At 41.4% G+C, this 23,825-nt stretch carries 23 protein-coding genes and 1 riboswitch; of the genes, 11 read left to right on the top strand and 12 right to left on the bottom strand.

The features are described from left to right. Positions 1 to 12 precede the first annotated feature (12 nt). Both HZA77_03070 and rnr read right to left on the bottom strand, forming a co-directional pair. A complete protein-coding gene (locus tag HZA77_03070; GenBank protein ID MBI5374388.1) occupies positions 13 to 660 on the bottom strand; it encodes a DUF2889 domain-containing protein in 648 nt (215 codons plus the stop codon). 196 nt (positions 661 to 856) lie between these two features. Beyond that, positions 857 to 2,974 carry a ribonuclease R gene (gene rnr, locus HZA77_03065; protein MBI5374387.1) on the bottom strand — a complete coding sequence of 706 codons (2,118 nt, stop codon included), beginning with the start codon at positions 2,972 to 2,974 and terminating at the stop codon, positions 857 to 859. Positions 2,975 to 3,173: 199 nt separating this feature from the next. Here rnr and HZA77_03060 point away from each other — a divergent pair, with 199 nt between their 5' ends. The 7 genes from HZA77_03060 to HZA77_03030 all read left to right on the top strand — a co-directional run bounded on the left by HZA77_03060 (position 3,174) and on the right by HZA77_03030 (position 8,465). Continuing rightward, positions 3,174 to 3,578, top strand: coding sequence for a hypothetical protein (locus HZA77_03060; protein MBI5374386.1), 405 nt, complete (start codon positions 3,174 to 3,176; stop codon positions 3,576 to 3,578). Next, positions 3,575 to 3,766, top strand: a complete 192-nt coding sequence (locus HZA77_03055; GenBank protein MBI5374385.1) for a hypothetical protein — start codon at positions 3,575 to 3,577, stop codon at positions 3,764 to 3,766. The genes HZA77_03060 and HZA77_03055 overlap by 4 nt, the downstream gene beginning before the upstream one ends. A 134-nt stretch (positions 3,767 to 3,900) precedes the next feature. After that, the gene (locus HZA77_03050) at positions 3,901 to 5,565 is read left to right on the top strand and encodes an AarF/ABC1/UbiB kinase family protein (protein MBI5374384.1); all 1,665 of its coding nucleotides are present in this window, start codon (positions 3,901 to 3,903) and stop codon (positions 5,563 to 5,565) included. Positions 5,566 to 5,592: 27 nt separating this feature from the next. Then, entirely contained in the window at positions 5,593 to 5,826 is a 234-nt protein-coding gene (locus tag HZA77_03045) for a hypothetical protein (GenBank protein MBI5374383.1), read from the top strand. Then, a complete protein-coding gene (locus HZA77_03040; protein MBI5374382.1) occupies positions 5,823 to 6,287 on the top strand; it encodes a hypothetical protein in 465 nt (154 codons plus the stop codon). The genes HZA77_03045 and HZA77_03040 overlap by 4 nt, the downstream gene beginning before the upstream one ends. 45 nt (positions 6,288 to 6,332) lie before the next feature. Beyond that, on the top strand, positions 6,333 to 7,865 hold the full coding sequence (gene dacB, locus HZA77_03035) for a D-alanyl-D-alanine carboxypeptidase/D-alanyl-D-alanine-endopeptidase (GenBank protein ID MBI5374381.1): 1,533 nt from the start codon (positions 6,333 to 6,335) through the stop codon (positions 7,863 to 7,865). A 15-nt stretch (positions 7,866 to 7,880) separates the two neighbouring features. Further along, entirely contained in the window at positions 7,881 to 8,465 is a 585-nt protein-coding gene (locus HZA77_03030) for a hypothetical protein (GenBank protein ID MBI5374380.1), read from the top strand. Here HZA77_03030 and HZA77_03025 read toward each other — a convergent pair. Beyond that, the gene (locus HZA77_03025) at positions 8,462 to 8,680 is read right to left on the bottom strand and encodes a hypothetical protein (GenBank protein ID MBI5374379.1); all 219 of its coding nucleotides are present in this window, start codon (positions 8,678 to 8,680) and stop codon (positions 8,462 to 8,464) included. The genes HZA77_03030 and HZA77_03025 overlap by 4 nt on opposite strands. A gap of 217 nt (positions 8,681 to 8,897) precedes the next feature. On the opposite strand from HZA77_03025, the gene HZA77_03020 reads away from it, so the two are divergent. After that, entirely contained in the window at positions 8,898 to 10,655 is a 1,758-nt protein-coding gene (locus HZA77_03020) for a TldD/PmbA family protein (GenBank protein MBI5374378.1), read from the top strand. A gap of 356 nt (positions 10,656 to 11,011) precedes the next feature. Here HZA77_03020 and HZA77_03015 read toward each other — a convergent pair whose 3' ends face one another. The 5 genes from HZA77_03015 to HZA77_02995 form a co-directional block, all read right to left on the bottom strand. Then, the gene (locus HZA77_03015; protein MBI5374377.1) at positions 11,012 to 11,239 is read right to left on the bottom strand and encodes a DUF3343 domain-containing protein; all 228 of its coding nucleotides are present in this window, start codon (positions 11,237 to 11,239) and stop codon (positions 11,012 to 11,014) included. After that, entirely contained in the window at positions 11,236 to 12,531 is a 1,296-nt protein-coding gene (locus tag HZA77_03010) for an acetyl-CoA hydrolase/transferase family protein (protein ID MBI5374376.1), read from the bottom strand. Before HZA77_03010 ends, HZA77_03015 begins: the two co-directional genes overlap by 4 nt. After that, positions 12,531 to 13,643 (bottom strand): alanine dehydrogenase, encoded by a 1,113-nt coding sequence (locus tag HZA77_03005; GenBank protein MBI5374375.1) that lies wholly within the window; start codon positions 13,641 to 13,643, stop codon positions 12,531 to 12,533. The genes HZA77_03010 and HZA77_03005 overlap by 1 nt, the downstream gene beginning before the upstream one ends. A 134-nt stretch (positions 13,644 to 13,777) precedes the next feature. Continuing rightward, complete coding sequence (locus tag HZA77_03000; GenBank protein MBI5374374.1) at positions 13,778 to 15,304, bottom strand: hypothetical protein; 1,527 nt, start codon at positions 15,302 to 15,304, stop codon at positions 13,778 to 13,780. 146 nt (positions 15,305 to 15,450) lie between these two features. Further along, a riboswitch (cyclic di-GMP riboswitch) is annotated at positions 15,451 to 15,531 on the bottom strand. 91 nt (positions 15,532 to 15,622) lie between these two features. Then, a complete protein-coding gene (locus HZA77_02995; GenBank protein ID MBI5374373.1) occupies positions 15,623 to 16,294 on the bottom strand; it encodes a Crp/Fnr family transcriptional regulator in 672 nt (223 codons plus the stop codon). 204 nt (positions 16,295 to 16,498) lie between these two features. Between HZA77_02995 and HZA77_02990 the strand changes: the two genes are divergently transcribed. Beyond that, positions 16,499 to 17,560, top strand: a complete 1,062-nt coding sequence (locus HZA77_02990) for an aldo/keto reductase (GenBank protein MBI5374372.1) — start codon at positions 16,499 to 16,501, stop codon at positions 17,558 to 17,560. Positions 17,561 to 17,562: 2 nt separating this feature from the next. Here the strand turns inward: HZA77_02990 and amrS are convergent, their stop codons facing one another. Both amrS and HZA77_02980 read right to left on the bottom strand, forming a co-directional pair. Continuing rightward, positions 17,563 to 18,576 (bottom strand): AmmeMemoRadiSam system radical SAM enzyme, encoded by a 1,014-nt coding sequence (gene amrS, locus HZA77_02985; GenBank protein ID MBI5374371.1) that lies wholly within the window; start codon positions 18,574 to 18,576, stop codon positions 17,563 to 17,565. Between the two features lie 2 nt (positions 18,577 to 18,578). Further along, entirely contained in the window at positions 18,579 to 18,743 is a 165-nt protein-coding gene (locus HZA77_02980; protein ID MBI5374370.1) for a hypothetical protein, read from the bottom strand. A gap of 121 nt (positions 18,744 to 18,864) precedes the next feature. Between HZA77_02980 and HZA77_02975 the strand changes: the two genes are divergently transcribed. Then, positions 18,865 to 20,742: a hypothetical protein gene (locus tag HZA77_02975; GenBank protein ID MBI5374369.1), complete on the top strand. Its 1,878-nt coding sequence runs from the start codon at positions 18,865 to 18,867 to the stop codon at positions 20,740 to 20,742. Then, complete coding sequence (locus HZA77_02970; protein MBI5374368.1) at positions 20,742 to 21,653, top strand: glycosyltransferase family 2 protein; 912 nt, start codon at positions 20,742 to 20,744, stop codon at positions 21,651 to 21,653. Before HZA77_02975 ends, HZA77_02970 begins: the two co-directional genes overlap by 1 nt. A 14-nt stretch (positions 21,654 to 21,667) precedes the next feature. On the opposite strand, the gene HZA77_02965 is transcribed toward HZA77_02970, so the two are convergent. Together HZA77_02965 and HZA77_02960 are read right to left on the bottom strand one after the other, a co-directional pair. Beyond that, entirely contained in the window at positions 21,668 to 22,618 is a 951-nt protein-coding gene (locus HZA77_02965) for a polysaccharide deacetylase family protein (protein MBI5374367.1), read from the bottom strand. Between the two features lie 3 nt (positions 22,619 to 22,621). Continuing rightward, a complete protein-coding gene (locus HZA77_02960; protein ID MBI5374366.1) occupies positions 22,622 to 23,767 on the bottom strand; it encodes a glycosyltransferase family 4 protein in 1,146 nt (381 codons plus the stop codon). Positions 23,768 to 23,825 lie beyond the last annotated feature (58 nt).

Raw genomic sequence — 23,825 nt, 5'->3', positions numbered from 1 at the left:
CAGCTTAAAAGGTTAGGCGTTTTTTTTCTCCAGAAGCTCCACATCTTTTATAAGTTCTTCAACGGTTGCTTCAGGAATATCAAAGAGCTTTGAAAGGGACATAATGTTATTGGTAAGCCTTTTTTTTATGTTGTCCCCTTTTGTCACTGAAGAGCACCTTGCGCAGTCACGCACAATAGCCTCTTCACCGGAAGAAAGCGATGTTCTTGCAGCCTCGGCATCTGACGTCTCGCTGAAGGCTATGCATTTGTCTATCATGTCAGCCCGCTTCATCTTCTGGTATTCCTCGTCGCTCATCTTGTTTTTTTTGCGGTAGAGAAACCATGATATATTTATGACAAGAGGAGCGGCAACTGTAAGAAGGCTTAGCACGTTAGTACACCCTGTTTTCCCTGAGAGAAGCCTTTTGATCTTTGTATTAAACCCTGCTTCGATCTTAATCCCCTTTATACTCCCTATCACATCGTTAAGCTTCTGGCATGCCTTCTCAGGGGTTTCCCTCATTTCAAGGGAAACATCTATTATGGTGTAATCAGGAAGCGACACGAAAAGGCTCACCCTGATATCATGGACAACGTCTTTCATGTGGGCTGAAACGCGCATGACGTTTTCCTGTGCTTCATCGAGGTCTATAAGAATGTTTCGTATAAATATGGACATGTAGTTTCCTTCCGTTAGCTTGAGCTAACTCTACCAAAGCATGGAAGATGTGTCAATTCAAGGTGGGGAAAATAGCGACAACGCCCATTAATTTTTGTTATCATTTTTTTGTCATCCTCGCGAAAGCGGGGATCCAGAAATAATGAACAAAACTGGATTCCGCATCAAGTGCGGAATGACAGCATTTCAATAAAATTTAATCCACTATCATCCTCAGATCCATCTCTCCGCGGTCGGGGTGAACATCATCGAGAACGACTTTAACCTTGTCGCCGATGCGGAAGATTTTGCCGCGGCGTTTTCCTCTTATGCGGTGTTTTTCTGGCTCAAGTATATAGTAGTCATCTTTCATTGATGCCATCCTTACAAGTCCGTCAACATAATATCCGCTGATCTCAACGAAAAATCCGAAATCAGCAACACCTGCTATTACTCCTTCAAGCACATCACCTATCCGGCTCTTAAGATATTCAAGCTTCTTTAGGTCAAGCACTTCCCTTTCAGCATTCTCAGCAGTCTTTTCTGTCACGGAGCAGGAGAGGGCAATATTGTCAAGCGCCTTGCCGGCTGCTTTTCGCCCTGTTTGGCCGCTTTCTCCTTTAAGAAATTTTTTCAAAATCCTGTGAACCATAAGGTCAGGATAGCGCCTGATGGGCGAAGTAAAATGTGTGTAATATTTTGATGCAAGCCCGAAGTGTCCCAAAGTGGATGTGGAATAGGAGGCATGTTTTAGAGAGCGGAGAAGAACCGTTGAGATAAGATGCTCCATCTCCAGCCCCTTCACTGCATCAAGGACAGTCTGGAATGCCTTTGGAGTTATCTTCCCGACCCCTTTTATCCCAATATCAAGGTCTTTTAAAAATTCATTGAATTCTTTTATACGGTCTCTGTCCGGGGTTTCGTGTATCCTGTATATTGAAGGGACCTGATTCTTATTTAAATGGGAAGCTACGGTTTCGTTGGCGGCGATCATGAACTCCTCGATCAATTTGTGCGCAATGTTCCGCTCAGCAGCCATTATATCAACTATGTCACCCGTAGCATCAAGGACGAATTCAGGTTCAGGCAAGTCAAAGTCAAGGCTTCCTCTTTTATTCCTCTTATCTTTGAGGATCAGGCAAAGCTCTTTCATGAGCTTGAAATCATCCATATTATCCTTGTAACGTTTTTGAAGATACTGGTCATCCCCATCAAGGAGTGTGTGAAGGTCTGTATAGGTCATGCGCTCATTGCTGTTTATGACAGATTCAAAAAGCTCATACTTCACTATGTTTCCGATGCGGTCAAAATTCATTACAACTGTCAATGTAAGCCTGTCTTCATGCGGGTTTAAACTGCAAAGCCCGCTTGAAAGCCTCATGGGGAGCATGGGGATCCAATAATCGGGAAAATAAACGCTTGTGCCGCGCCGCAGCGCTTCGCGGTCAATTGCCGACTCTTCCCTTACAAAGTGGGAAACATCTGCAATATGGACATAAAGGCGGTATCCATCTTCTTTAAATCTTTCGATTGAAATAGCATCATCGAAATCGCGTGCCTTCTCGCCGTCAACCGTGACAGTGCGAAGTTTCCTGAAATCTTTTCTCCCGGCTATATTTCCCTCGGATGGCTCAAAGAGGCGGTCTGCTTCTTCAAGGACGGAAGGGGTGAATTCTTCCGGAAGTCCGTATTTTTCCACGACAATGCGGGTGTCTATGAAATCCTCCCCTTTTTTGCCTATTACTTTGAGAAGCTTAGCTTCGATTATCCCCTGTTTTTGTTTGAATCCGAGCGGCTCTACTACAACAAGCTCTCCTCTTTTTAAACTCTCTGCATCAACCGGTGATAAATGAATATCAGGCATACGGTAGTCAGGAAGCGGAATCACATAAGTCCGCCCTGATTTTTTTTCTACTTCACCAACGATTCTGGGGAAACCTTTTTTGACAACCTTTACCACTTTTCCGGCAGGCCTTCTGTTTCTTCCCCACTGAGCTATCTTAACAAAGACTATGTCGCCGTTTAAGGCATCACCGGTATCGCGGGAATCTATATATATGGAGTTTGATGGATCGTCTTTAGGGGCAACTCTGGCATCACCCGTCCTGCCAATCTTTATTTTCCCTAGCACGAGGTTCCATGCAGAAGGCTTTACTGCTGTTCCCCCTTCAAGATAAAGAAACCCCTCGAGTTCAAGTTCCCTGCACAGCTCTTTAAAATCGCGGTCCTTCCGGTTTAATCCAACACTTTCTGCAAGCTCGGAAAGGGGGACAGACTTTTTTTTATGAAGGGATATTTCCTTGATAATATCTTCCCTGAGTTTGTTGATTGTCATGCTCATCCTTTATGTTTTTAATATTGAATGAAAAAAATTATTATCAATTTTTACATTATCACTTTTTCTCTTCCAGTTCAGTTTTTTCTTAACCAAACCCCACAAATTCCTCTTTTGATGTCACTTGCTAATTATTGTTATAGGTGATAAATAAATATAACTTTTATACGTAGTATTTTAAACCATGAAGGCAAAACAGATGCAGGAACAAAAGAGTGGCATAAATAATTTAGCGATGGCATTTCTTGCGGGGATTATTATTCCCGGAGGCGGTTATCTTTATTTGGGGAAAAAGTACAGGGGAATAATTTCATTTATTATAGTCACAACATTTTCGCTGATCGGATTCATGCTCCTCGGCTCCTATTTTGTGCCACGCGGAGAACTAAGCAATCCAGAGCTTTTCGGAGCGTTAAAGATACTTTCTGTTTTCATAGAGGCTTTCAATGGACTCGTGTTCTGGCTCTCTGTATTTCTTTTTTCAGGTTTCCAGGCGCCGCCTGAGTTTGATGAAATAGGCGGCACTTATATCCTTGTGGCAGGCATTTTGAATATACTCATAATTTTTGATAACTACGACATAGTAAAAGGGAAAAAAAGTTGAACAGTTTTGGATTTATTTTAAGCTTCCTGTTTCTTGTTTTGGGTATCTCCGTTATATGGGGGATACTTTCATTTAATGGAGAAAAGGAAGACAAGCCTGAAGCTTTAAAAAGCGGGGCATATATATTCTCAGGACTGGTAGGGGTCAGCATACTCCTTGCTATTGTCATATCAGTGCTCACAGTTTAACATTTCTTCAGAGTTTCTCTTCTATCCCTTTTTTCTTGAAAGCACCGCGGTTATATTGCTATCATTAAATATATTGATGATTTCTTCGTTGCAGTTGCTCCTCGCAATGACGTGCTTTTAAAGGGACAATACAAATGTTTTCACGAACTCTAAAAGTAATATTGGCGTTAATCCCGCATCTCACAGACCTTCTGCGCGACAGGAAAAGGTTCATACTGTTTGGAAGGCCAAGGGATGTAACTGACAAGGTACACAAGAAAAGGGCTGTAGAACTTCGTGAAACCATCTCATCCCTCGGTGCCACTTTCATAAAGCTTACACAGATTCTAAGCAGCAGGGCGGACATCCTTCCTCCTCATTATCTGCTGGAGTTGAGCAAACTGCAGGACCAGGTTCCTCCCATAGACGGCAAATATATAATTGAGGCCATAGAAAATGAGTTTGGAAAAAAGATAGATGATATTTTTGAACGCTTTGACAAAGAGGCGATAGCGGCAGCATCGCTCGGGCAGGTTCACAGGGCGCTTTATAGCGGGGAAGAGGTGATAGTGAAAGTGCTGAAACCCGGAGTACCAGAACTTGTCGAGATGGATTTAGACATCATGATGAGGCTTACAGATGCATTTAATTTTTTCTATCCTTCCCATGAGGCTGACATTCTTTCAACCGTAGTCAGCGAATTTTCCAAGATAATAAGAGAAGAGATGGATTTTCGCAAAGAGGCTGAGAACATCTCCATTTTCAGCGAAAACTTCAAGGGACACCCTGATATCATAATCCCCGAAATCTTTACCGCGCTTACTTCCAGGAAAGTGCTGGTGCTCAGATATTACAAGGGGGTAAAGGTTGATGATGTGGAAGCTCTTAAGGGAATGGGAATAAGCGTAGAGGATCTCATTAAAAAACTCATCCTGCTTTATTCTCATCAGGTCCTTGTGGACGGTATATTCCATGCAGACCCGCATCCCGGCAATATCCTTGTAAACGAAGAGGGGAAAATAATACTTCTTGATTTCGGAATGGTGGTGCCAATCGATGATGAGACCAAAAGGGAACTCGTAAAAGCCGCGATATCAGGGGCAAAACGGGACTATGACGGGCTTGTTGATGCGCTTATAAAGCTTAACATAATCGGCCCTGAAATAAATGTCTCGGTAATGAAGGATGCTATCTCAGTGATGACAGATATATTCGATAAAAAGAAGGTAAACAAAAAACGTATCAAGGAACTCACTAATGAGATCTTCAATACCTTTTATCAGTTCCCTCTCAATCTGCCGTCCAACCTCGTATATCTCTTCAAGTCTGCTGTAATGATAGAAGGGATAGGAATGAAATTCGATCCCTCCTTCAACGGAATTAAGGACGGTACCCCCATAGTGAAAGAGATGTTTAGGGAAGCGATGAGCGAACCAAAAACTGACATTATAGATTTTCTGTTTCAAAAAATGAAAGATACGTATAAAATGACAGAAAATCTTGAAACTATTTTAAAGCGGGCGGAAAGAGAGCTTTTCCGGGTAAGGCTTCATCCGGTAGATATTTTGAGAATTGAAGGTTATCTTGGTTATATACTGAGAAGAGTGATTGTGGGGATATCTTCTTTGACAAATGCAGTTGTAGGTTCAATGATATATATCAGGAACGGGAATCTCATAGTTCTATGCCTGTTCCTTGGGTTTTCCGTTCTGCTGATGACGCTTACCTTCCTTCTTCCTGCAAGGAGGCTCTTTGACTATAGGTCAAGACATGCAAAAAGAGTTGAAAGGGAGATGGGAAGGGATTATCCTTTCAGATGAGACTATAGTGAAAAGGAGGTGAAAAAAATGTCTGATACCTGTGATAAAGAAGAAAAGAAAAAAGACAACAGGAAAAGCCTGCGTGAGATGGGGGAAATGGTGGTTGATTCCATGCTTTCAAAGATGCCTGAAGACGTTGCAAAACATCTTTGCAATTCAAAAAAAGAACTTCTTATGGCAATGAAAAGTTTTATAGATGATGAACTGAAAAGAACTGATGAACGCTCTACAAAAATAAAGGAAAAGAAATCAGAAAAATGAAATCCAAAAAAAAAGAATTAAAAAACTGTCCGTTTTGCGGGGAGAAAGCAGATTCTGATGCCAGAGCTTGCCCGTCCTGCGGCAGGATATTCAAGCTCAATGGAATGGATAGCAATAAAAAAGACAATTCCCGCGGGAAGTATCTTTTTTGGGCTATGTCTCTCTTTGCAGTTTTGCTCTTAATATTGGGAGCTGTGTTCCTGCCGGGAGGCAATGGAAAGAGGCTCATAGCGCAGAACTATGCTGATGATACTGCTACGGAAGTACAAGGCGAAGAAAACGGGGAAAGCACAGATCAACAGGGAGAGGATAATGCAGAGGAGCCTGGTTCAACAGAAGATGAAAATGCTCCGGCCTTGACAGAACCTGGCTCAAATGATGAAGCACCGGTTGCCGAGCCTGATAGCGGTGAAACAGAGCCTCAAAATGAAACAGCACCAGATGAAAGCGAAGATGAATAACCGACAGTCCAAAACAAACATCATACAGTTTTTCAGGAATAATAAATGAATATAAAAAAAATATTTAAAAGAACTATTGTTGTTTTTATTATTCAGATGCTTCTGCTTCCCTGCGTCTTTGATTCTTCAGCACAGAGGCTTAAAGCCAAACCCAAGGCCAAGCCAAAGCCGGCACCCGCAGTATTAAAAGACTATTCTCCTGAAGGGATAAAAAATGAGATAAAGCGGGTTGTCACATCAGGATTGCTGAGCAATACAATGTATGGCATTTACATCAAGTCTTTAAAGACAGGCGAAATCATTTACAGCGCAAATGAAAACCTGCTGCTTATTCCTGCTTCAAACATGAAAATAATAACAAGCGCTGTTGCTCTTGATATACTTGGCCCTGAATATACTTTTAATACCGATATTTACTCGCAGTCCACCCCTTCAGGGGGAAAGATTGACGGGGATCTTTATATCAAAGGCTTTGGGAATCCTGTCCTTTATCCTGAAGACATATGGATAATGGCAAAAGAGATTTCTCTTCTCGGTATCAATGAGGTAAAGGGCGATATAGTTGTAGACGGCAGTTACCTTGCCAAATCATTAGCAGAGCAAAAACTCGGCAGCACCTCAGATTCGACTGTTCTCTCGGCTCTGCCTCTGAATTTTAACTCAGTCAGATATACAGTGTCTCCTTACAACAAGTCTCCGAACGGAAGCTCACCTTTCATTTCAGCTGATCCGTTTTCATCATATCTTTCCCTTTCAAACAACGTGAAACCCGGAGAACCGACCGAGGAAAATACTACACAGGTAACAACCTATAAAAATAATGATAAAGGTGAAAAAGTAGTCTTCAACGGAAAATTCAACGGTAAACTTCCTGTGACCGGCTACAGCCGCGTTAATAGCCCCTGTCTCTTTACAGGAGAGAGCTTCAGAAAATTACTTCTGTCTGACGGGGTGAAGGTTGCAGGGAAAGTAAAAGAGGGCACAATCCCTGAAAAGTCTGTTCTCGTTTACAGGCACGGCTCTAAACCTCTGTCGCAGATAATAGTAGATATGAACAAGTACAGCAATAATTTCATAGCCGACCACCTGTTTGTAGCAGTCGGCGCCAAGGCCCTGGGAATGCCGGCAACTGCTGAAAAAAGTATCAGTACCGAGATCGAACTGTTTAAAAAGGACAAGATATACAGTGAGGGAATTAAGATCAAGGATGGCTCAGGACTTTCCAAGGAGAACAGGCTCACAGCACATTTTATAACAAAAGTGCTTGAAGACCTTTATACAGATTTGGGGCAGGGACCTGAGTTTATTGCCTCTTTGCCAATCATGGGAGTTGATGGAACATTACACAGACGCCTTCAAAAATCGCCGCTTAAAAGACACATACGTGCAAAGACAGGATATGTAAACGGAACATCAGCTTTATCAGGATATGTAATGACAGATGAAAAAGAACCGATTGTGTTTTCCATTATTATAAACAATTGCAGGGATGTAATCGCGGCAAAACTTGCACAGGACCATATAGTTGAAACTATAGCGTCAATGAAAAGAGAAGTTAAAACCGCTAAAGCTTCCTGAAAAAGGAGGAAAGCAATGAAATCAGCAACGAAATGTTTCTTTGGTTTATCCTTATTAACACCGGCAATTATATCCAGCTGTACCCAAAATGATTTGAATGATACCCCATTTGCTATCATTTTACTGCCGGCCATTGGCGCAATAGCCGTAGTTGGAATACTTCTCTATCTCCTCATGATAAGACAGAGGGAAACTTTCTATTCAGCGCAAAAAACTATGACAAAGAATTTGCTTGTCTCTGAGATTGAACGTGCAAAAAGGCACGGTCACAGGACAGGCATAATGATAATGGATATTGAAGACTCTGTGGGAAGAGGAATACATTATTTCCTCCCGGGCAGAACTGTGAATGTTGAGCATGTTGAAAAGGAGATAAGGAAATCAGATCAATTTTTGCAGGTTGATTACAGAAGATACAAAGTCGTGCTTTCACATATAACTGCAGACAATTCGGCAAATATTATCAAAGACAGGCTCCTCAAGATTGCAGAAGAGAAAAAATGGCCAGACATAAAGATAGGAGTTGCTACTTATCCAACTGACGGCGAAAGCGCTGAAAGTCTTATTAATTCAGCTATAGCAGATATGGAGAGAAGTTAAGCTGTCTGTTCTGCTTCTTTTTTCTTTTTTTCCTTTTTAATTTTTTCTCTTTCTTCTACTGCAAGAATTGAGCGAAGTTTTCTCTGGGAACGTTTGAGGTCTTTTTTACATTTTCTCAGTTCTGTGAGGTCTATGTCCCCTTCTTCCTTCATCTTTTCTTTTAATATGGTTTTCTGCTTTGAAATAACTGTCTTGAGCTCTTCTTTACCGAGCATTTTTATATTCCCCCCTCTAAATAAAGTTCTGCACCGACACCATTAAATCATAAACTCAAAAACTATGAGCTGAAAAAAAGTATATCTCATTAATTTAATTATAATAATACCTATGATGTCAATTATTAATCCAATTATTAATTCAAGAGAAAAGCATATTTGCATTTTATGGTCTAATGGGATATTTTTGTTTCCTTAATATAAATGGAGGATTTTAATGAGATATGGCCAAAGAATAAGGTTATGGCAGATCTTTCCTGTCATTTTTATTTTTTTCCTGGTTGGATGGTTTTCAACTGATGAAAAGAGTGACAAAGGAAGCAGCAATGACAATGCGGGGAATATTTTAAATGCCATGAAAAGCGAGGTCGACCGCTCCATGGAGAAATTGAAGCTTCCTGATTTTGAATCTCCATATTTTATAAGCTATCTTATGAGAGAGAAAGATACCTTCTCTTTTTCGGCACGCGACGGAGCTCTCTATTCGGATAACAAAGACAAGGCGAGGAGTATATACTGCGAGACGAGAGTCGGGAATCACCACTTGGACAGCTCTAATATAGAATCGCCCGGATTCCAGCTCGACAGCCGTTATTCTTTCATGGATTCCTATATGCTCTCTGTCGCTCCCCTTGAGGATAATGTGCCGGCATTAAAGAGCGCCCTATGGCTATTAACGGATTACAAATACAAAGAAGCGCTTTCTTCATATCTTAAGAAGAAGGGCGACAAAGTGTTCAATGTTGAAAAAAAGAATGATGTTGATGATTTTTCTGTTGAAGAAAAACAGATCCACACATCGAACACTTTTACTTTTAAGATGGATGAAGAGAAATGGAAAGAGAGCATTCGCAAAGCAAGCCTGCTTTTTAAGGAGCTTCCGGGTATAACTACAAGCGAAGTTGAGATAGAGGGAAGGATAGAATCAAAGTATTTTGTAAACTCCGATGGCTCATTGATATTTACATCCTATCCCATTTATCTTGCTTCTGCTTCGGCAAGCCTTGTCCTTGATACTGGAGAAGAAATAGGGAACGCTGACTACATCTATGCAAGGACACCGGAAGATATATTCAGCGAAAGTGCGCTTTCAAAAAGCGTGTCAAAAGTTATGGAAGAGCTAAAACTGCTTAAAGCAGTTCCGCGTAGTGATCCCTATACTGCTCCCGCTATACTTTCCCCAACGGTTACCGGAGTTTTTTTCCACGAGGCAGTGGGACACAGGCTTGAGGGAGAACGGCAACGGCTTGAAAAGGAAGGGCAGACTTTCAAGGGGAAAATAGGCGCTAAGGTAATTCCTGATTTTATAACCGTTGAAGATGACCCGACATTAAAGGAATATAACGGAACCGAGCTGAACGGCTTCTATGAATATGATGATGAAGGAGTAAAGTCACAGAAGGTAACGCTTATCAGCAATGGGATACTTCAAAACTATCTCATGTCAAGAACTCCTGTTGAGGGGTTTTCAAAATCAAATGGCCACGGCAGATCAAGCGGGCTCCAGAAGCCTATGGGGAGAATGGGAAACATCATAGTCAGGTCTTCCAGAGAATTTAGCGAAGACAAACTCAAAGAGATGCTTATCGCAGAGGCAAAAAAAAGAGGAAAGACTTTCGGATTCATAGTTAAAGATATCGAAGGGGGAGGAGAAACTTCAACAGCAAAGCTTAATTTCCAGGCTTTCAGGAGTACACCCAAGTTTGTTTACAGGGTTGATGTTGAAACAGGGAAGGAAGAGCTTGTCCGTGGGGTTGAAATAGTAGGGACTCCCCTTATCAGCATAAACAGGATAATAGCCACCGGAAAAGATTATGATGTGTTTAACGGTTACTGCTCGGCAGAATCCGGCTCAGTGCCTGTTTCTACAGTAGCACCAAGCGTGTTGATTGAAGAAATAGAACTGCAGAGAAAACCCGAGAAGAAAACCAGGCCTCCATTAATGCCAAGACCCGATAGCGAAGTTAAAAATTAAATACAAATTAATTGTGTTCCTGGGCTGGCTTGGCAGCTCCCGCTCTGGCACTAAAAAGCAGGTGCCTGCCGCGGAAGCAGCCAAGCCAGTTATTCTCTTATTCAATTTCAATGCTATCTGAAGTTGCTTAGTGAGCGTGGAGATAAAATACTTATGTTGAAAAGAGGAGGCAACCTGCATTTCGCTTAAAACTACATGCGCTCCTATGCAGGCTGCCTCCGCTTTCTAAATGTTTTTTCTTAATTGTTCAATCAGTAACCCAAACCTATTAGAATACCATTTAATTTCTAAAAAGGCTTGGCAGTTCCCGCGGCAGGCGCATGAAGTTTTAAGCCTAAGCGGGACTGCCAAGCCTTTTATATTTCGTTGTTCAAGACAGTAAATGTTTTTATGTTTTCTTTCCGCAGCAAATCCTTAACCCGCGTTAAATCTTCTTCGTAGATTCTCAGCGCCATCCCGCATTTTGATTTTGCGCTTTCAGGCTTAGGGATTACCATGTTGGGGATTTTTCTATTTTTGAGGATTTCTTCTGCCTTCAGGGTCATATGGGTGGTGCTGAAGACAAGGACTGCTTTGCTCTTCACCAGAACTTTCTCTCCCGTGCTTCGCATTCGAGGGCTTCCCTGAAATCAGGGTGGGAAATGCTGATCAGGGATTTTGCACGCTGACGGAGATTTTTACCATGAAGGTCAACTGCGCCGAACTCAGTCGCAATCCAGTGTACATCGCCCCTTGACGTTACAACCCCTGAACCTGCGTCTAGCTTGGGGACTATTCTTGATATGCGTCCGCCTTTGGCTGTGGCCGGTAAAGCTATTATTGGTTTTCCCCCTTCAGATTTTGCCGCGCCGCGGATAAAATCTACCTGACCGCCAATGCCGCTAAACTGTAAAGTCCCCATGCTGTCAGAGCAGACTTGCCCGGTGATATCAACCTGAATGGCTGAGTTTATGGCAACCATTTTTTTGTTCTGTGAGACAATAAATGGATCATTAGTGTGGTCCGAAGGGTGAAGCTCTATGATGGGATTGTTGTCAACAAAGCGATAAAGGCTTTCGCTCCCCATGATGAAGCTTGAAATAATCTTGCCCGGATGAAGGGTTTTTTTTTCGTTGTTTATAACCCCAAGTTCCACAAGGTCTATGACACCGTCGGAGAACATTTCCGTGTGAACACCGAGATCTTTTTTATCCTTCAACTGCGCCAGCGTTGCATCAGGGATTCCTCCGATGCCCATCTGAAGAGTTGAGCCGTCTTCTATAAGCTCGGCAACATGCTTTCCTATCTTCATGTTAGTCTCAGATATCTCAGGACGTGCAAGTGTGAGTATTGGAGATGAGCTTTCAACTATTGCCGTAAGCTTGCTTACATGGATGAAACTGTTTCCCAAAGTCCTGGGCATTTTATCGTTCACTTCAGCAAGGATTATTGATGCATTCTCCGCAGCCGGTTTTATGATATCAACAGAGACGCCGAATGAGCAAAAGCCGTGCGTGTCAGGGGGTGAAACCTGTATAAGGGCAACATCTATGGGGAGGATCTTTTTTTTAAAAAGCCTCGGAATTTCGGAGAGAAATATGGGAATGAAGTCAGCCCTGCCAGCGTTTACTGCATCCCTTACATTTGCACCTACAAAGAATGCGTTATGTCTGAAGGAACCTTTAAATTCTGGTCCGGTATAGTCTGCAATGCCGGTAGTGAGCATGCTGACAACCTCGACTTCGTGAAGTTCCGGAGCAACGCTGTTTAAGGCTTTGACAAGCGACTGCGGTTCTGCGCAGCCGGAACCTATAATTATCCTGTTCCCGGATTTTATATATCTGACTGCTTTCTCAGGAGTTGTCACCTTTTCGCGATAAACAAGCGGCCACTCCATCAGAGAAGTCCCTCTATGGGGAAGTATTCTTTCCTGAAAAGCTCTGCGAGGACCTTCATGGTGATTTTCCCCTTATGGGTGTACGTGCCCCGTGCAATGTCCGGGATGTTTTTAAGGAAATCACTCCCATGATGCGACATCTGGATAATATATTGATAAAGAGCATGGCTTAATGCCTGAGAAGATGCCTTTGCCGCAAGCGATGGTATGTTCGGAACGCAATAATGGATTATTCCTTTATACTCAAAGACAGGCGAGCTGAGCGTAGTCCTTCTGCTTGTTTCAACGCATCCCCCCTGGTCGATGGAAAGATCAATAATGATGGAACCTTTCTTCATAGAGCTTACCATCTCCTCGGTTACGACAACCGGGCTTTTTGCCCCTTTAAGGTAAACTGCCCCGATCACAACGTCCGCATCTTTTATCCAGTCTGAAAGTCCATGTATGCTTGAAAACCCTGTTGATATACCCATTCCTATCGTATCTTCAATCTGCCGGAGCTTTCTGACATTTCTGTCAACAATGAGGACCTCCGCTCCGATTGCCGCTGCTATTTTCGCCGCAGTTCTTCCGACTGAGCCTGCTCCTATGATAAGAACTTTCGCGGGTTCAATACCCGGGGCCCCTCCGAGAAGTATCCCCTTTCCTCCCATGTTGCTCTGAAGATAGTTAGCTGCTATCTGCACGCTCAGAGCTCCGGCTATTTCTCCGGTAGATACTTCAAGAGGAAGCTCACAATTCTCATCCGATATAACTTCAAAGCCTATTGACGTAATTTCTTTTTCAATAAGAAGGTCAAGGTATTTTTCACCAGCCACAGCTAAATGGAGAAAAGACATAACTACTGTTTTGTTGTTAATAACGCTCAGGGCTTCCAGGGATGGCGAAGATACTGAAACTAACAGATCTCCCCGCTTATAGATTTCTTCAGAAGAATAAACTATGTTTGCACCTTTCAGCTCATATTCACGGTCGCTATAACCGCTTGCAGCTCCTGCTCCCTGAAGAAGATAGACATTATTTCCTGCTTTTGTGATGCTTCCGACTGCGCCTGGGGTAAGGGGGACCCTATAGTCTTCTGAACCCAAGTTGTGAGCTATTGCAATATCCATATTCTCTTCATTCTCTCATCTGGGGAAAAACATCTTTATAATATTATTATAATAAAGATATGCTAAGAAGGTCAACGGACAAAAAAAGGGGCTCGATTTGAGCCCCTTTTTCTACAATTGAAAAAATTTAAAAATTAGTTGCTGTCTTCATCTTTTACTTCTATTTTAACAGCGACAAGTTTAAAATCTACAAGCTGGGTTTTAACTTCAACCTCCTGTCCCACAGCGAGGTCAGAAAAAGCCCCGCTGGTATCATTGATATCTATCACTGTGTCAACAGTCACATATATCAGGGCATTGTCGACAACAATGGTCGAAGCTTCATCGTTCTTCTGTGTTATTGCCGCCTCGAATTCATCCTCATCATCATCTTCTGATTCATTTTTTATCTTGATCTTTGCTGCAACCAATAAATCTCCTTCAAATTTTGCCTCAATCTTTACAAATTGGCCTTCTGCCAATGCGCTAAAAGTTACAACCGTATCATTGCCGTCAATATCTTCCATTTTTATCACGGTTGTGTCTGTAACCCCTATTGTATTGCTGTTTACTGTTATGGTCATGCTGATTGGATCAACAGCGCTGATAGTTCCCTCTATCTCAGGTTGCTCATCTTCAGATAGGTCTTCCGGAGATTCGTCCTCGAGTTCTTCACCATCATCTGTTTTAACCCCGTATTCGCCATATTTTAAAGTTATTGTCTTATCGACTTTGATATAATCGTCATCTACTTCGATCAGATCGTCAATGTCATCTTTTCCTGCGTCTTCAATCGAGGATTCAACAGCATCAAGCAGATCATCATAAAAATCATCGGGATCTTCAGTATCAAGTTTGGAAGTTACAAAATTGATATCTACAGTTGAAAGCCCCAACGCATTTTTGATTGTTTCAAGCGCTTTGGATATGGCGCTGTCCATGTCTGCAGTCTGGCCCGCTAGTTCTTCAATATCGTCTTCAACTTCGCCGTCGCTGACATCTCCTCCATTTTGTACAACCAGTGTTTCAACAGCCTTGTCCGTAAAAGGTGTTATGTTTGCAGGTTGTGTTGGATCATTGGTTACACTGTAAAGGGTAACAGTACCATCTTCACTGGTAACTTTAATAAGAAATGGAAGCTGGTATTTTTTTTGATAGTTTACGGAATAGGAACCATCGGCAGATGTCTCATCTGTTCCTACTTCCTTTCCTGTCGCATCAGTTATTACAACTGTTCCGTTGGCTATAGGAGCACCCGTTGCTGCGACTCCTTTTATTTTTGCCTTCTTCTTAGTTGAAAGTTCTATTTTAACCTTTGATGTCGCATATTTTAAAGTGTCTGAAGTGCTAACAGCCTTAATAGTTACTGTCGCTGGATTTGGGGGTGCTGCCGGAGCAGTGTAAACAGCCGGATTGCTTTGTGTTATAGTTCCTACGGAACTATCTCCGCCGAGTACGTCATTGACATACCAACTGACACTTTTATCCGCACCTCCTTTTGCTTTTACTACAGCTTTAAATTTCTTAGTTTTATCTGTTTTAACTTTAACTTTTACAGGCGTAACTTTTACGGACTTTATTGAAGGTTGTCCTCCCGGCTGTTTGGCATTGATAATCTCTCCAAGGCAAAAAGCCATTACAAAAACCGCTATTATTGCCATTATTGTAATTCTTTGCTTCATATATTTTTCCTCCAAATTATAAAAAAATTTATTAAATTTTTTTGTTAATACTAAATTTTCTTTTGAACTTAATCACCTCCTTATCAAAAAAATATAACCCATTTCTCGGTTTATGAAGAAACAGGTTATCATATTCTCCCGGTTTCTTCGGCGACCCGGCCATCCTAACTTTTTAGGATCCGTTGGCTTTGCGTCTTCCGCTTACACGGAGTTTGCCTTTTTCGAAAACCCAATATTGGCATATATTAATTATAGTAATTCATTAATCAAAAGATAGGACTTAACACACTATGATGCTGTATTATTTATCACTTGCGGTTAAAAATCATCTATCTTGAGCTTCAGATCCTTATCTAAGATAATTTTGTCTCTTAGCACTTTGATATAACCGCTATCCTTAAGGCATTTTATGGCACGGCTTACCACTTCTCTTGTGGAGCCTATCATGTGGGCAATCTCTGCGTGAGTAATCTTTTCAACTATATATATCTCATGTTTTTCTTCTTTTGCCATATCGATGAAAAGGTTTGCTATTCTGCCGCAAACATCAAGCAGGGCAAGACTTCCTATCTTCTTGTCGGCAATCTTCAGTCTCAGGGACATATGCTTAAGAAGATTAAGGGCTATCCCCGGGTCCTTTCTCAAAATGTAGTTGAAGTCATCCCTGTAGATAGTTAAAAAAACAGAATCCTCTGCAGTTACTACATTTGCGGACGTTGGCTCGTTGTTTAGAAGAGACATCTCTCCGAAGAAATTTCCTTCTCTTAATATTGCGAGTATTATCTCCTTTCCTGCATCACTTATTAAGGTGACCTTTACTTTACCGGAAAGAATAATATAGAGAGCTTCTCCTTCATCACCTTTATGAATAACGACACTGCTCTTCGGAAAAGACCTCTTACGGAGGATACTTGTAACCAAGCCTATTTCTTTGTCTGAAATACCAGAGAAAATAGGAACATTCTTTAAAAGCTCAATTTCCCTTACCATACCTTTTTATCATGATAGAGGATTGTAGTTTTCTTGCATATTCTTATGTTCATATTCTATTACATATTATTGCATAGTCTACAAAATTATACACCTATTTTCATATTGAAGTGTGCTAAAAAATAATTTAGACAAAAAAGGATTGAAAATATTTTAACAACATCTGATTGCAGGTAGACAAAACAGCAATAGAAAGGAGATAAGATGGAATACAGACGACTTGGAAGAACCGGGCTTAAAGTTTCTTCTATATCATTCGGAGGTCTTCCGAGTACATTCATACCTACAAAAGATGCCATAGAGCTTATCAATGCCGCAATAGATGAAGGAGTAAACTATTTTGATCTCGACGAAGGCCCAAAACAATTTTACCAGGAAGCTGTATACAAAGACAGCCAGGAAAAAATAGGGGAAGTTCTTAAAGAGCGGAGAAGCGAAGTGTATGTGGGTGTAAAAACCATGAGAAGAAAAAAGTCAGAAGTGCTGGAAGACATAGATAAGGCGCTAAACTTAATATTCAAAGGCACTTCAAGGGAAGTGATTGACATATTCCAGCTTGCATTTATCGACTACGATGATGTTTTAAAGGAGGTAAGCGAGCCTGACGGGGGAATCGAGGCAATCCTTGAGGCAAAGAAGCAGGGATTGATAGACTATACTCTTGTAGCAGGGCATAACTATCCGATTCTTGCAGAAGCAATAAAGACAGGTGCTTTTGACATAGTGGAATTCCCTTTCAATGTGATAGAGCGGGATGTTGATACAGAATTGGTTCCTCTCGCAAATAAAATGGACATCGGGACGATCGTAATGAAGCCTTTAGGCGGAGGGCAATTCGGAGACATAGCTGAGGCCCAGCTTAAATGGCTTCTCCATAAACCAGTTTCTACCATAATACCCGGAACAAAAACCATTGATGAGCTGAAAATGAACATCAACATTGCGAGAAGGAATGAAGAGCTCTCAGAGGCTGAAAAGGAACAGTTGAGCGAGTTTGCACAAAGAATGGGAAAACTTTACTGCCACAGATGCGGCTATTGTCTCCCATGCCCTCAGAATATAAGGATTTACGGGCTTATAGATCTCCTGAACGCAGGCGTGTTGAGCTTTGAGAAAAAGAAAAAAGCTTACTCTGACGGGGTGGAAAAAGGATTACTTGTCCCGGCTTCAGAATGTGTAGCATGCGGAGAGTGCGTAACAAGGTGTCCTTATGATCTGCCCATCCCTGATATGATGAAGCAGGTGGTGGAAAAGTTCGGAAAGTAAAATTATACTCCTATTCCTGAAAGAGGAGCATTACATTTGGGACATTTTCCGTTGACTACATTGTACCGGGTTACTGACAAACCGACCCGTTCGATAAGGGTTTCTCCGCAGGCATGGCAGTACGTGGTGTTACCTTCATTATGGAATATGTTTCCAGTATAGACATACTTTAGTCCGGCTGTAATACCGATCTCTCTGGCTGAGATGATTCGTTCTTCAGGAGTTGCAGGTGAATCATTAAAATTATAGTCAGGGTGGAAGCGGCTCACGTGCCAGGGGATTTCATTTCCCACTGAAACTATGAAATCAGCGATTTGCTCAAGCTCTTCATCAGAGTCGTTTACTCCGGGGATTATGAGAGTCGTCACCTCAACCCAAATTCCCATCTCCTTCATCAGTTTTATGGAATCTAAAACCGGCTCCAGCCTCCCTCCCATGAGTTTTCTGTAAGTCCTGTCATTGAAGCACTTGATATCCACATTTGCAGCATGAAGATATGGTTTAATCATGTTCAGCATCTCAGGAGTCATAAAACCGTTAGTCACAAAATTATTCTTTATCCCCCTCTTTACGGCAAGCACCGACGTATCATAGGCATATTCGAAAAAAATTGTAGGTTCAGTGTATGTATAGGATATGCTTTTACATCCGGCATCAGCTGCAATCCGTACTATATCTTCAGGAAGAATTTTTTTGTCAGATTTACTTTTAAATTCACCCCTTGATGCCTGAGAGATATCATGGTTCTGACAGAACCGGCACACAAAGTTACAGCCGATTGTTGCGATAGAGAGTGCCTGTGATCCGGGATAGAAATGATAGAGAGGTTTTTTTTCTATAGGGTCTATGTTAAGCGCAGATGCAATGCCATATACAATGGAATAGAGAATCCCACCTCTGTTTTCACGGACTCCGCATATTCCTTTCTTCCCTTCGTTTATCTTACAGCGGTGTTCGCACAGAAAACAGCCGACAATCAGATCATCAAGTTTTTCATAAAGGTATGCCTCTTTCATATTTAAGGCTCGCTAACCTCAGGTGTTTCGGGTTGTTCTTTCTTGCAGCATTTTTTCATCTCGCTTTTCTTCTTCTGCGCTCTGCACAAATTGCACCTGCTGACAGGGCAATTAAGGCAATAATCACAGTCAGGACATTTTGTCCTTTGTTGTACAACATCATCCATATAAGGTCTCTTGATAACAATTCATATAAATTCCTTTATTTTTATTTAACAAAACTTATTTTAATACATTATACTTCTAAATACTAAATTCAATTTCTTATATCAAGATTGACTGGGCAAAATGGGAAGAAATATACTTAAAATCTTTTTTTACCTTTTTTTGTTTATTGCAGTCATTTCTCCATTCCTTAAAGTTTTACCGATAATTGTGCCGGTCGCATTTGCTGTAATTGTTGCTATTATTGCTTTTATTCTTCTTCCCCTTTTGATCAAAGAGAATCCGGCTCAGATGACAGCCTCAAATATCGAGGAAGTTCAAAACACAGAGGCAGATTTCATATTGGTTATTTCTTCGTTTACAGGGAGCAGGAAAGATAGCCATGAAATGGAGTGGCTCAACATACTTTCAAAAGAATGCGGGTTTTTTGGTATGTACAGGCTTACTTCTGATGAAAACTTTATCCCTCAGAATGGCCGGGTCATAATATTTACTGCTGAAGCAGTTGAAGAAATATCCTCTTCTTCAAAAAGAATCAATAAACTCCTGGGTTTGGTGAGGGAAACAGGGAGAACTGTTCTTCTCGAATGTCCTGATAACAGGATCGAGCTTTTAACAGGGGTTTCAACAGGTCCTTTAATTAACATAAATCTGAACGGGATTAGGTTCTCCAGCCGCGGCAGCGACAAGAGCCTCTTTCCTACTGGACTGCCCAAGCTCTTATGCAGACAGATTACATCGCAGGTTGAAAATGAAGAAATAATATCAGAGGTTGATGGCCTTCCCATAATCCTGAGATGCCGGTCCGGGAAAGGAATAGTGGTAAGCATATTTTTCAAAATCTCAGATTGGCGCTTTCTGCTTTCTCAGGGCGGGGAAAAGAGTAAAAAACAAATTATATCGAAAGCGATTTCCCTTATCAGTCTAAGCCACAGGCAGACTAGTGATTCCAGTTGTCTCAATAATAAAAGATATGAGGCAATGCCGTTCCTCGATATTTTCGAACGCTCCATAATTTTGACTGCGGCAGAATGTGAAAAAGTGCCTACATGGTGGTATTACCCTGATGGAAAATCTTCCGCAGCTATTCTTACATTTGATGAGGATTACTGCGGTGACGAGGCAGCAGACGTTCTTTCAATGGGAGATGTATCAAAACTGAATCCTATGTTCTTTATGATGTCTTCCACTCCTGCCAGACATTCAACATTTGAACTTTTAAGAAACCGCAGACTTGGAACAGGTATTCATTGGAACCGCTTTCATTTACATGCAACTGTTACAGGGATGCACATGGAGAAAGAGAAGTCTTTATCATCACAAATAAAGAAGCTCAGTGAAATAAGCGGATCAGAACCAGCCTCTGTTTCGCGCATACACTACCTTGTTGCAGAAAGTGATCCAGCAAAGATATTTCTGATTCTTCAACAGGCAGGGATCAAGATAGACTCTTCATTCGGCCCCGGCAGAAATATGGGTGGATATATATTTGGCACAGGGTTCCCATATAACCCGGAAAATGATAACGGGACACCCGCACAGATTTACGAACTGCCGTTTCAGGTTCATGAACCGCACGGGAAGCTTTCAGTTGAGCAGATTGAATCTATAATCAGGGATTCAGCGGAAAAATTCAATTCTCCGGTAGTCCTTCTCTTCCATCCTCACTACTGTGTTACAAATGCAAAATCAAAGGAAAAACTGGAAAGAATAACTGCTTTTATATCAGGGGATGACAGGATATGGAAAACAGGGATAAACAATCTCGTCGATTATTTCAATATACGGAAAAAAAGCAGGGTATTCTCATACAGGACAGGCAAGAGCCTTAAAATTGATGCAGAAGCATTAGCTCAGGGGCAAACTTTGAAATTACAGCAGAGCAGTGATATAGTAGAGATAAAAGTTGATGGCAATTCTCTAAGTTCTGATTCTTACAGGGAAAAAGGGCTTATAATACTTGAACAAGGGAAACATCTGATAGAAGTGGAATACAGGTGATGGACACACTAATAAGCGTTGTACTTCCGGCATGCAATGAAGAAGGAAATCTTGAAAAGGTTGTAGGCAGGATTAATGAGTCATTCCACCAGGAATCCCTCAAGGGGAATATAATAATAATCAATGACGGGAGCAGTGATAAGACCGGAGAGATAGCAGAATCGCTAAAGAGAAAAAATGAAAATATTAGAGTATTTCACCACAGAAAAAGAACAGGACTTACAAGTGCCCTTGTTACAGGATTCAGTCATGCAGACGGAGACATTATTATATTTTTACCGTCCGACATGCAGTCTGACCCGGTGGAAGACATTCCGAAACTGTTAAGTGTTATAAATGAAGGTTATGATTTAGCAGTTGGCTGCCGGGTAGGGAGAAAAGAATTCAAGGTACTGGCATCAAGGCTTTATAATTTTGTCTGTTACCTTCTTTTCGGAGTAAAAGCAAAGGACCAGAACTGGATAAAAGCTTTCCGGAAAGAGGTAATAAATGAACTGCCTCTCCGGGCAAACTGGCACCGTTATATTATTCCAATTGCTTACCACGAAGGTTTCAAAGTCAAAGAAGTTGAAACAAACTGGTATGAGAGAAACTCAGGCAAATCTAAGTTTGGTGCAAGGAGGCTTTTTGAAGGCATAATAGATCTGGTCGTCGTGAAATTCCGCCTGTCATTCATGAAGAAGCCAATGTATTTTTTCGGTGCCACCGGAGGAACTATTTTCTCATTTGGGTTTCTTATCAATATGCTCCAGGTAATATCTGATTACATGCTCAGCGTTTACGACATCAAGGAACATATTCCGATGCTCATTTTAGGTGTTGCCTTGATGATACTTGGGGTGCAGGTAATCTCGCTTGGATTTTTGGGAGAAATGGTGGTTGAGTACTTTTCAGAGAAGAAAGAGAAATAATTTCCCGCTCAATGCTATCTTTTTAACCTTAGATGACTGACATCAATTCCCCAGATATCATGGGGAACATAATCAGGGGCAGAGAGGATTTTTTCGCTAAAGTTGTTATCCTCATTCATTTTTTCAAGAAGCCATTTTATCGTAACAACTTCGAATTCATTTTCTGAACTAAAATAATCCAGAAGACCGTTAAACCTTTTTATTACTTCGCCTTTGATTACATCTTTGCCGCGTTTCCCCTGAGCCAGTTTTTTTTCATCTGCAAAGCTGTAACTGTGCAGGAATATTACAAGGACAGCTGTTCCATTAAGTGCAAAAGTATCTATAACTCTTTTAAGCCCTGAAATGTTCATCCAGTTTATGTCGAGTTTGCAGTTCCCGTTATACAACAAATGTGTGCCTGCAATTCTATTGAAAGTGCTTATTGCCGGGGAAATATGTAGTCTGAAGAAGGAAACAGGGAACTCATAAATCCCGTTTATTTTTTTTACTGCATTCCTGGTAACTGACAAGGGTGAAACGCCATAATAGTTGCTGCAGTCTGCCGTTATTCCATATTCTTTCAATATTGCCAGCCCTGATTCATCCATCATATAGCTTCCTGCTCTGAATGCGTATGGCGGTTTTCGGGCAACAGATTTTATAAGGGCAATTCCTCTCTCGATTATCTCTTTTTGCTTTTCCCGGCCTATCCGGCAGAAATCCCCGTCAAGAGGGTGTGTATGAAGTTCAACTTCATGTCCTTGTTCAGAAATAAGAGAAGCTACAGAGGCAACAGTATCATTTCCGTAATATTCTGCCGCGCAGGTATCGAGAAAAAAATTCCCCTTTATTCCCCTTTTGTCAAGAGCTTCCATTATCATGGGGATGCCATATGATTTCCCATCCATATTTACTAATGTGAAGTCATTGAATGGGAATTGCCGGTAAGTATTTTCACAATCAATGGTGATAAGGATATACATTTTCTAAGAGCTTTTCTCTCTATATACTGCTTCGCATATCTTAACTATGCGCTCCGCATTATTTTCCCAGCAATAATTGACTTCTGCATACTTGCGTCCTTTTATTCCAATATTATAAGCTTCGTCAGGATTATCCATAACCCATGCCATTTTGGAAGCAAGGTCCGGATAATCACCGCTCCTGAATATAATGCCTCTTTCACCGTCATCACCCAGCAGCTCGCGTGTTCCGCCGTGGTCAGGAGCTATTACAGGGATACCTGATGCCATATATTCGACGCCTCTTACTACAAGGGCTACTTCAGTCGCCGCCCGCCTTCTGTCAGAAACAATCCCGGCACACGCGTGCCTCAGATATTCAGGGACTCGCTCATGCTCTATCCAGCCTTTAAACTCTACAATGCTGGACAGTCCAAGCTCCCTGCTTAATTCCATATTTCGTGAAAGTTCGCTCCCATCGCCTAAAATAGTGATCTTCATATCAGGATATTTATCAATCAGCTCCTTTGCTGCCATGAGAATCAAATCAACTCCGTCATGTTTTTCTATGCCGCCTGAAAAAACAAAGTGTCTTTCTTTCCTGCTTTCTCCCCCCGGATAAAATAGCCCAAAGTCTGCGCCATGAGGGACTACAAAGACATGGTCTTTTTTTACCATGGAGACCCTTTTGGCGAGAGACTCAGACATGCATATGACTCTGTCATAAAAAACCGGAATAAAAAATTCAAAAGGAGGTCCATATCTCTGGACAAAAGATATTCCGGAAAGTCCTGATATTATATCGTCAAGGTCTATTACTGCGGGTTTCCTCTTTATGGTCTTAACAAGGGCTCCGGAGGTTCCTGCTACTGCAATATGAGAAAAGAGAAGGTCAAACTTCTCTTTAATAAGAAGAGAAGTCAAACTGAACAGAAATTTTATATAAGCAGTTTCCTTGTTTTTTGTTTTAAACCTTTCAATCTTAGAGACAGGGATGAAAGCTACATCCGGGATTATTTCCTTTTCTCCGCTATATAAATCCCCATAGGGCGCAAATAATTTTACCTCATGCCCTTTTTTTGCAAAAGCCTTTGCTATATTCAGTACCCGTACGGCACCGCCTCCTTTTGGAGGAAAGAAAGTCTCGTGGGTTATATAGGCAATCTTCATTTAAATTTTATGTAATATCACTTCAATGATTTGTAGTATAAGTAGATTGACTATATCT

It is taken from the genome of Candidatus Schekmanbacteria bacterium (assembly GCA_016219965.1).
Classification (GTDB): domain Bacteria; phylum Schekmanbacteria; class GWA2-38-11; order GWA2-38-11; family J061; genus JACRJM01.
The sequence above is the reverse complement of the archived record's forward strand: the minus strand, read 5'-3'. Positions and strand labels throughout refer to the sequence as shown.

Bases quoted from the DNA above. Each gene is read 5' to 3' on its own strand.
- HZA77_03070 (MBI5374388.1), bottom strand. From the start codon at position 660: ATGTCCATATTTATACGAAACATTCTTATAGACCTCGATGAAGCACAG.
- HZA77_03045 (MBI5374383.1), top strand. From the start codon at position 5,593: ATGTCTGATACCTGTGATAAAGAAGAAAAGAAAAAAGACAACAGGAAA.
- amrS (MBI5374371.1), bottom strand. From the start codon at position 18,576: ATGAAAGAGGCATACCTTTATGAAAAACTTGATGATCTGATTGTCGGC.
- HZA77_03030 (MBI5374380.1), top strand. From the start codon at position 7,881: ATGAAATCAGCAACGAAATGTTTCTTTGGTTTATCCTTATTAACACCG.
- HZA77_02965 (MBI5374367.1), bottom strand. From the start codon at position 22,618: ATGTATATCCTTATCACCATTGATTGTGAAAATACTTACCGGCAATTC.
- HZA77_02960 (MBI5374366.1), bottom strand. From the start codon at position 23,767: ATGAAGATTGCCTATATAACCCACGAGACTTTCTTTCCTCCAAAAGGA.
- HZA77_03040 (MBI5374382.1), top strand. From the start codon at position 5,823: ATGAAATCCAAAAAAAAAGAATTAAAAAACTGTCCGTTTTGCGGGGAG.
- HZA77_02980 (MBI5374370.1), bottom strand. From the start codon at position 18,743: ATGGATGATGTTGTACAACAAAGGACAAAATGTCCTGACTGTGATTAT.
- HZA77_02970 (MBI5374368.1), top strand. From the start codon at position 20,742: ATGGACACACTAATAAGCGTTGTACTTCCGGCATGCAATGAAGAAGGA.
- HZA77_03020 (MBI5374378.1), top strand. From the start codon at position 8,898: ATGAGATATGGCCAAAGAATAAGGTTATGGCAGATCTTTCCTGTCATT.
- HZA77_02975 (MBI5374369.1), top strand. From the start codon at position 18,865: ATGGGAAGAAATATACTTAAAATCTTTTTTTACCTTTTTTTGTTTATT.
- HZA77_03005 (MBI5374375.1), bottom strand. From the start codon at position 13,643: ATGGATATTGCAATAGCTCACAACTTGGGTTCAGAAGACTATAGGGTC.
- HZA77_02990 (MBI5374372.1), top strand. From the start codon at position 16,499: ATGGAATACAGACGACTTGGAAGAACCGGGCTTAAAGTTTCTTCTATA.
- HZA77_03000 (MBI5374374.1), bottom strand. From the start codon at position 15,304: ATGAAGCAAAGAATTACAATAATGGCAATAATAGCGGTTTTTGTAATG.
- HZA77_03050 (MBI5374384.1), top strand. From the start codon at position 3,901: ATGTTTTCACGAACTCTAAAAGTAATATTGGCGTTAATCCCGCATCTC.
- HZA77_02995 (MBI5374373.1), bottom strand. From the start codon at position 16,294: ATGGTAAGGGAAATTGAGCTTTTAAAGAATGTTCCTATTTTCTCTGGT.
- HZA77_03010 (MBI5374376.1), bottom strand. From the start codon at position 12,531: ATGGAGTGGCCGCTTGTTTATCGCGAAAAGGTGACAACTCCTGAGAAA.
- dacB (MBI5374381.1), top strand. From the start codon at position 6,333: ATGAATATAAAAAAAATATTTAAAAGAACTATTGTTGTTTTTATTATT.
- rnr (MBI5374387.1), bottom strand. From the start codon at position 2,974: ATGACAATCAACAAACTCAGGGAAGATATTATCAAGGAAATATCCCTT.
- HZA77_03025 (MBI5374379.1), bottom strand. From the start codon at position 8,680: ATGCTCGGTAAAGAAGAGCTCAAGACAGTTATTTCAAAGCAGAAAACC.
- HZA77_03060 (MBI5374386.1), top strand. From the start codon at position 3,174: ATGCAGGAACAAAAGAGTGGCATAAATAATTTAGCGATGGCATTTCTT.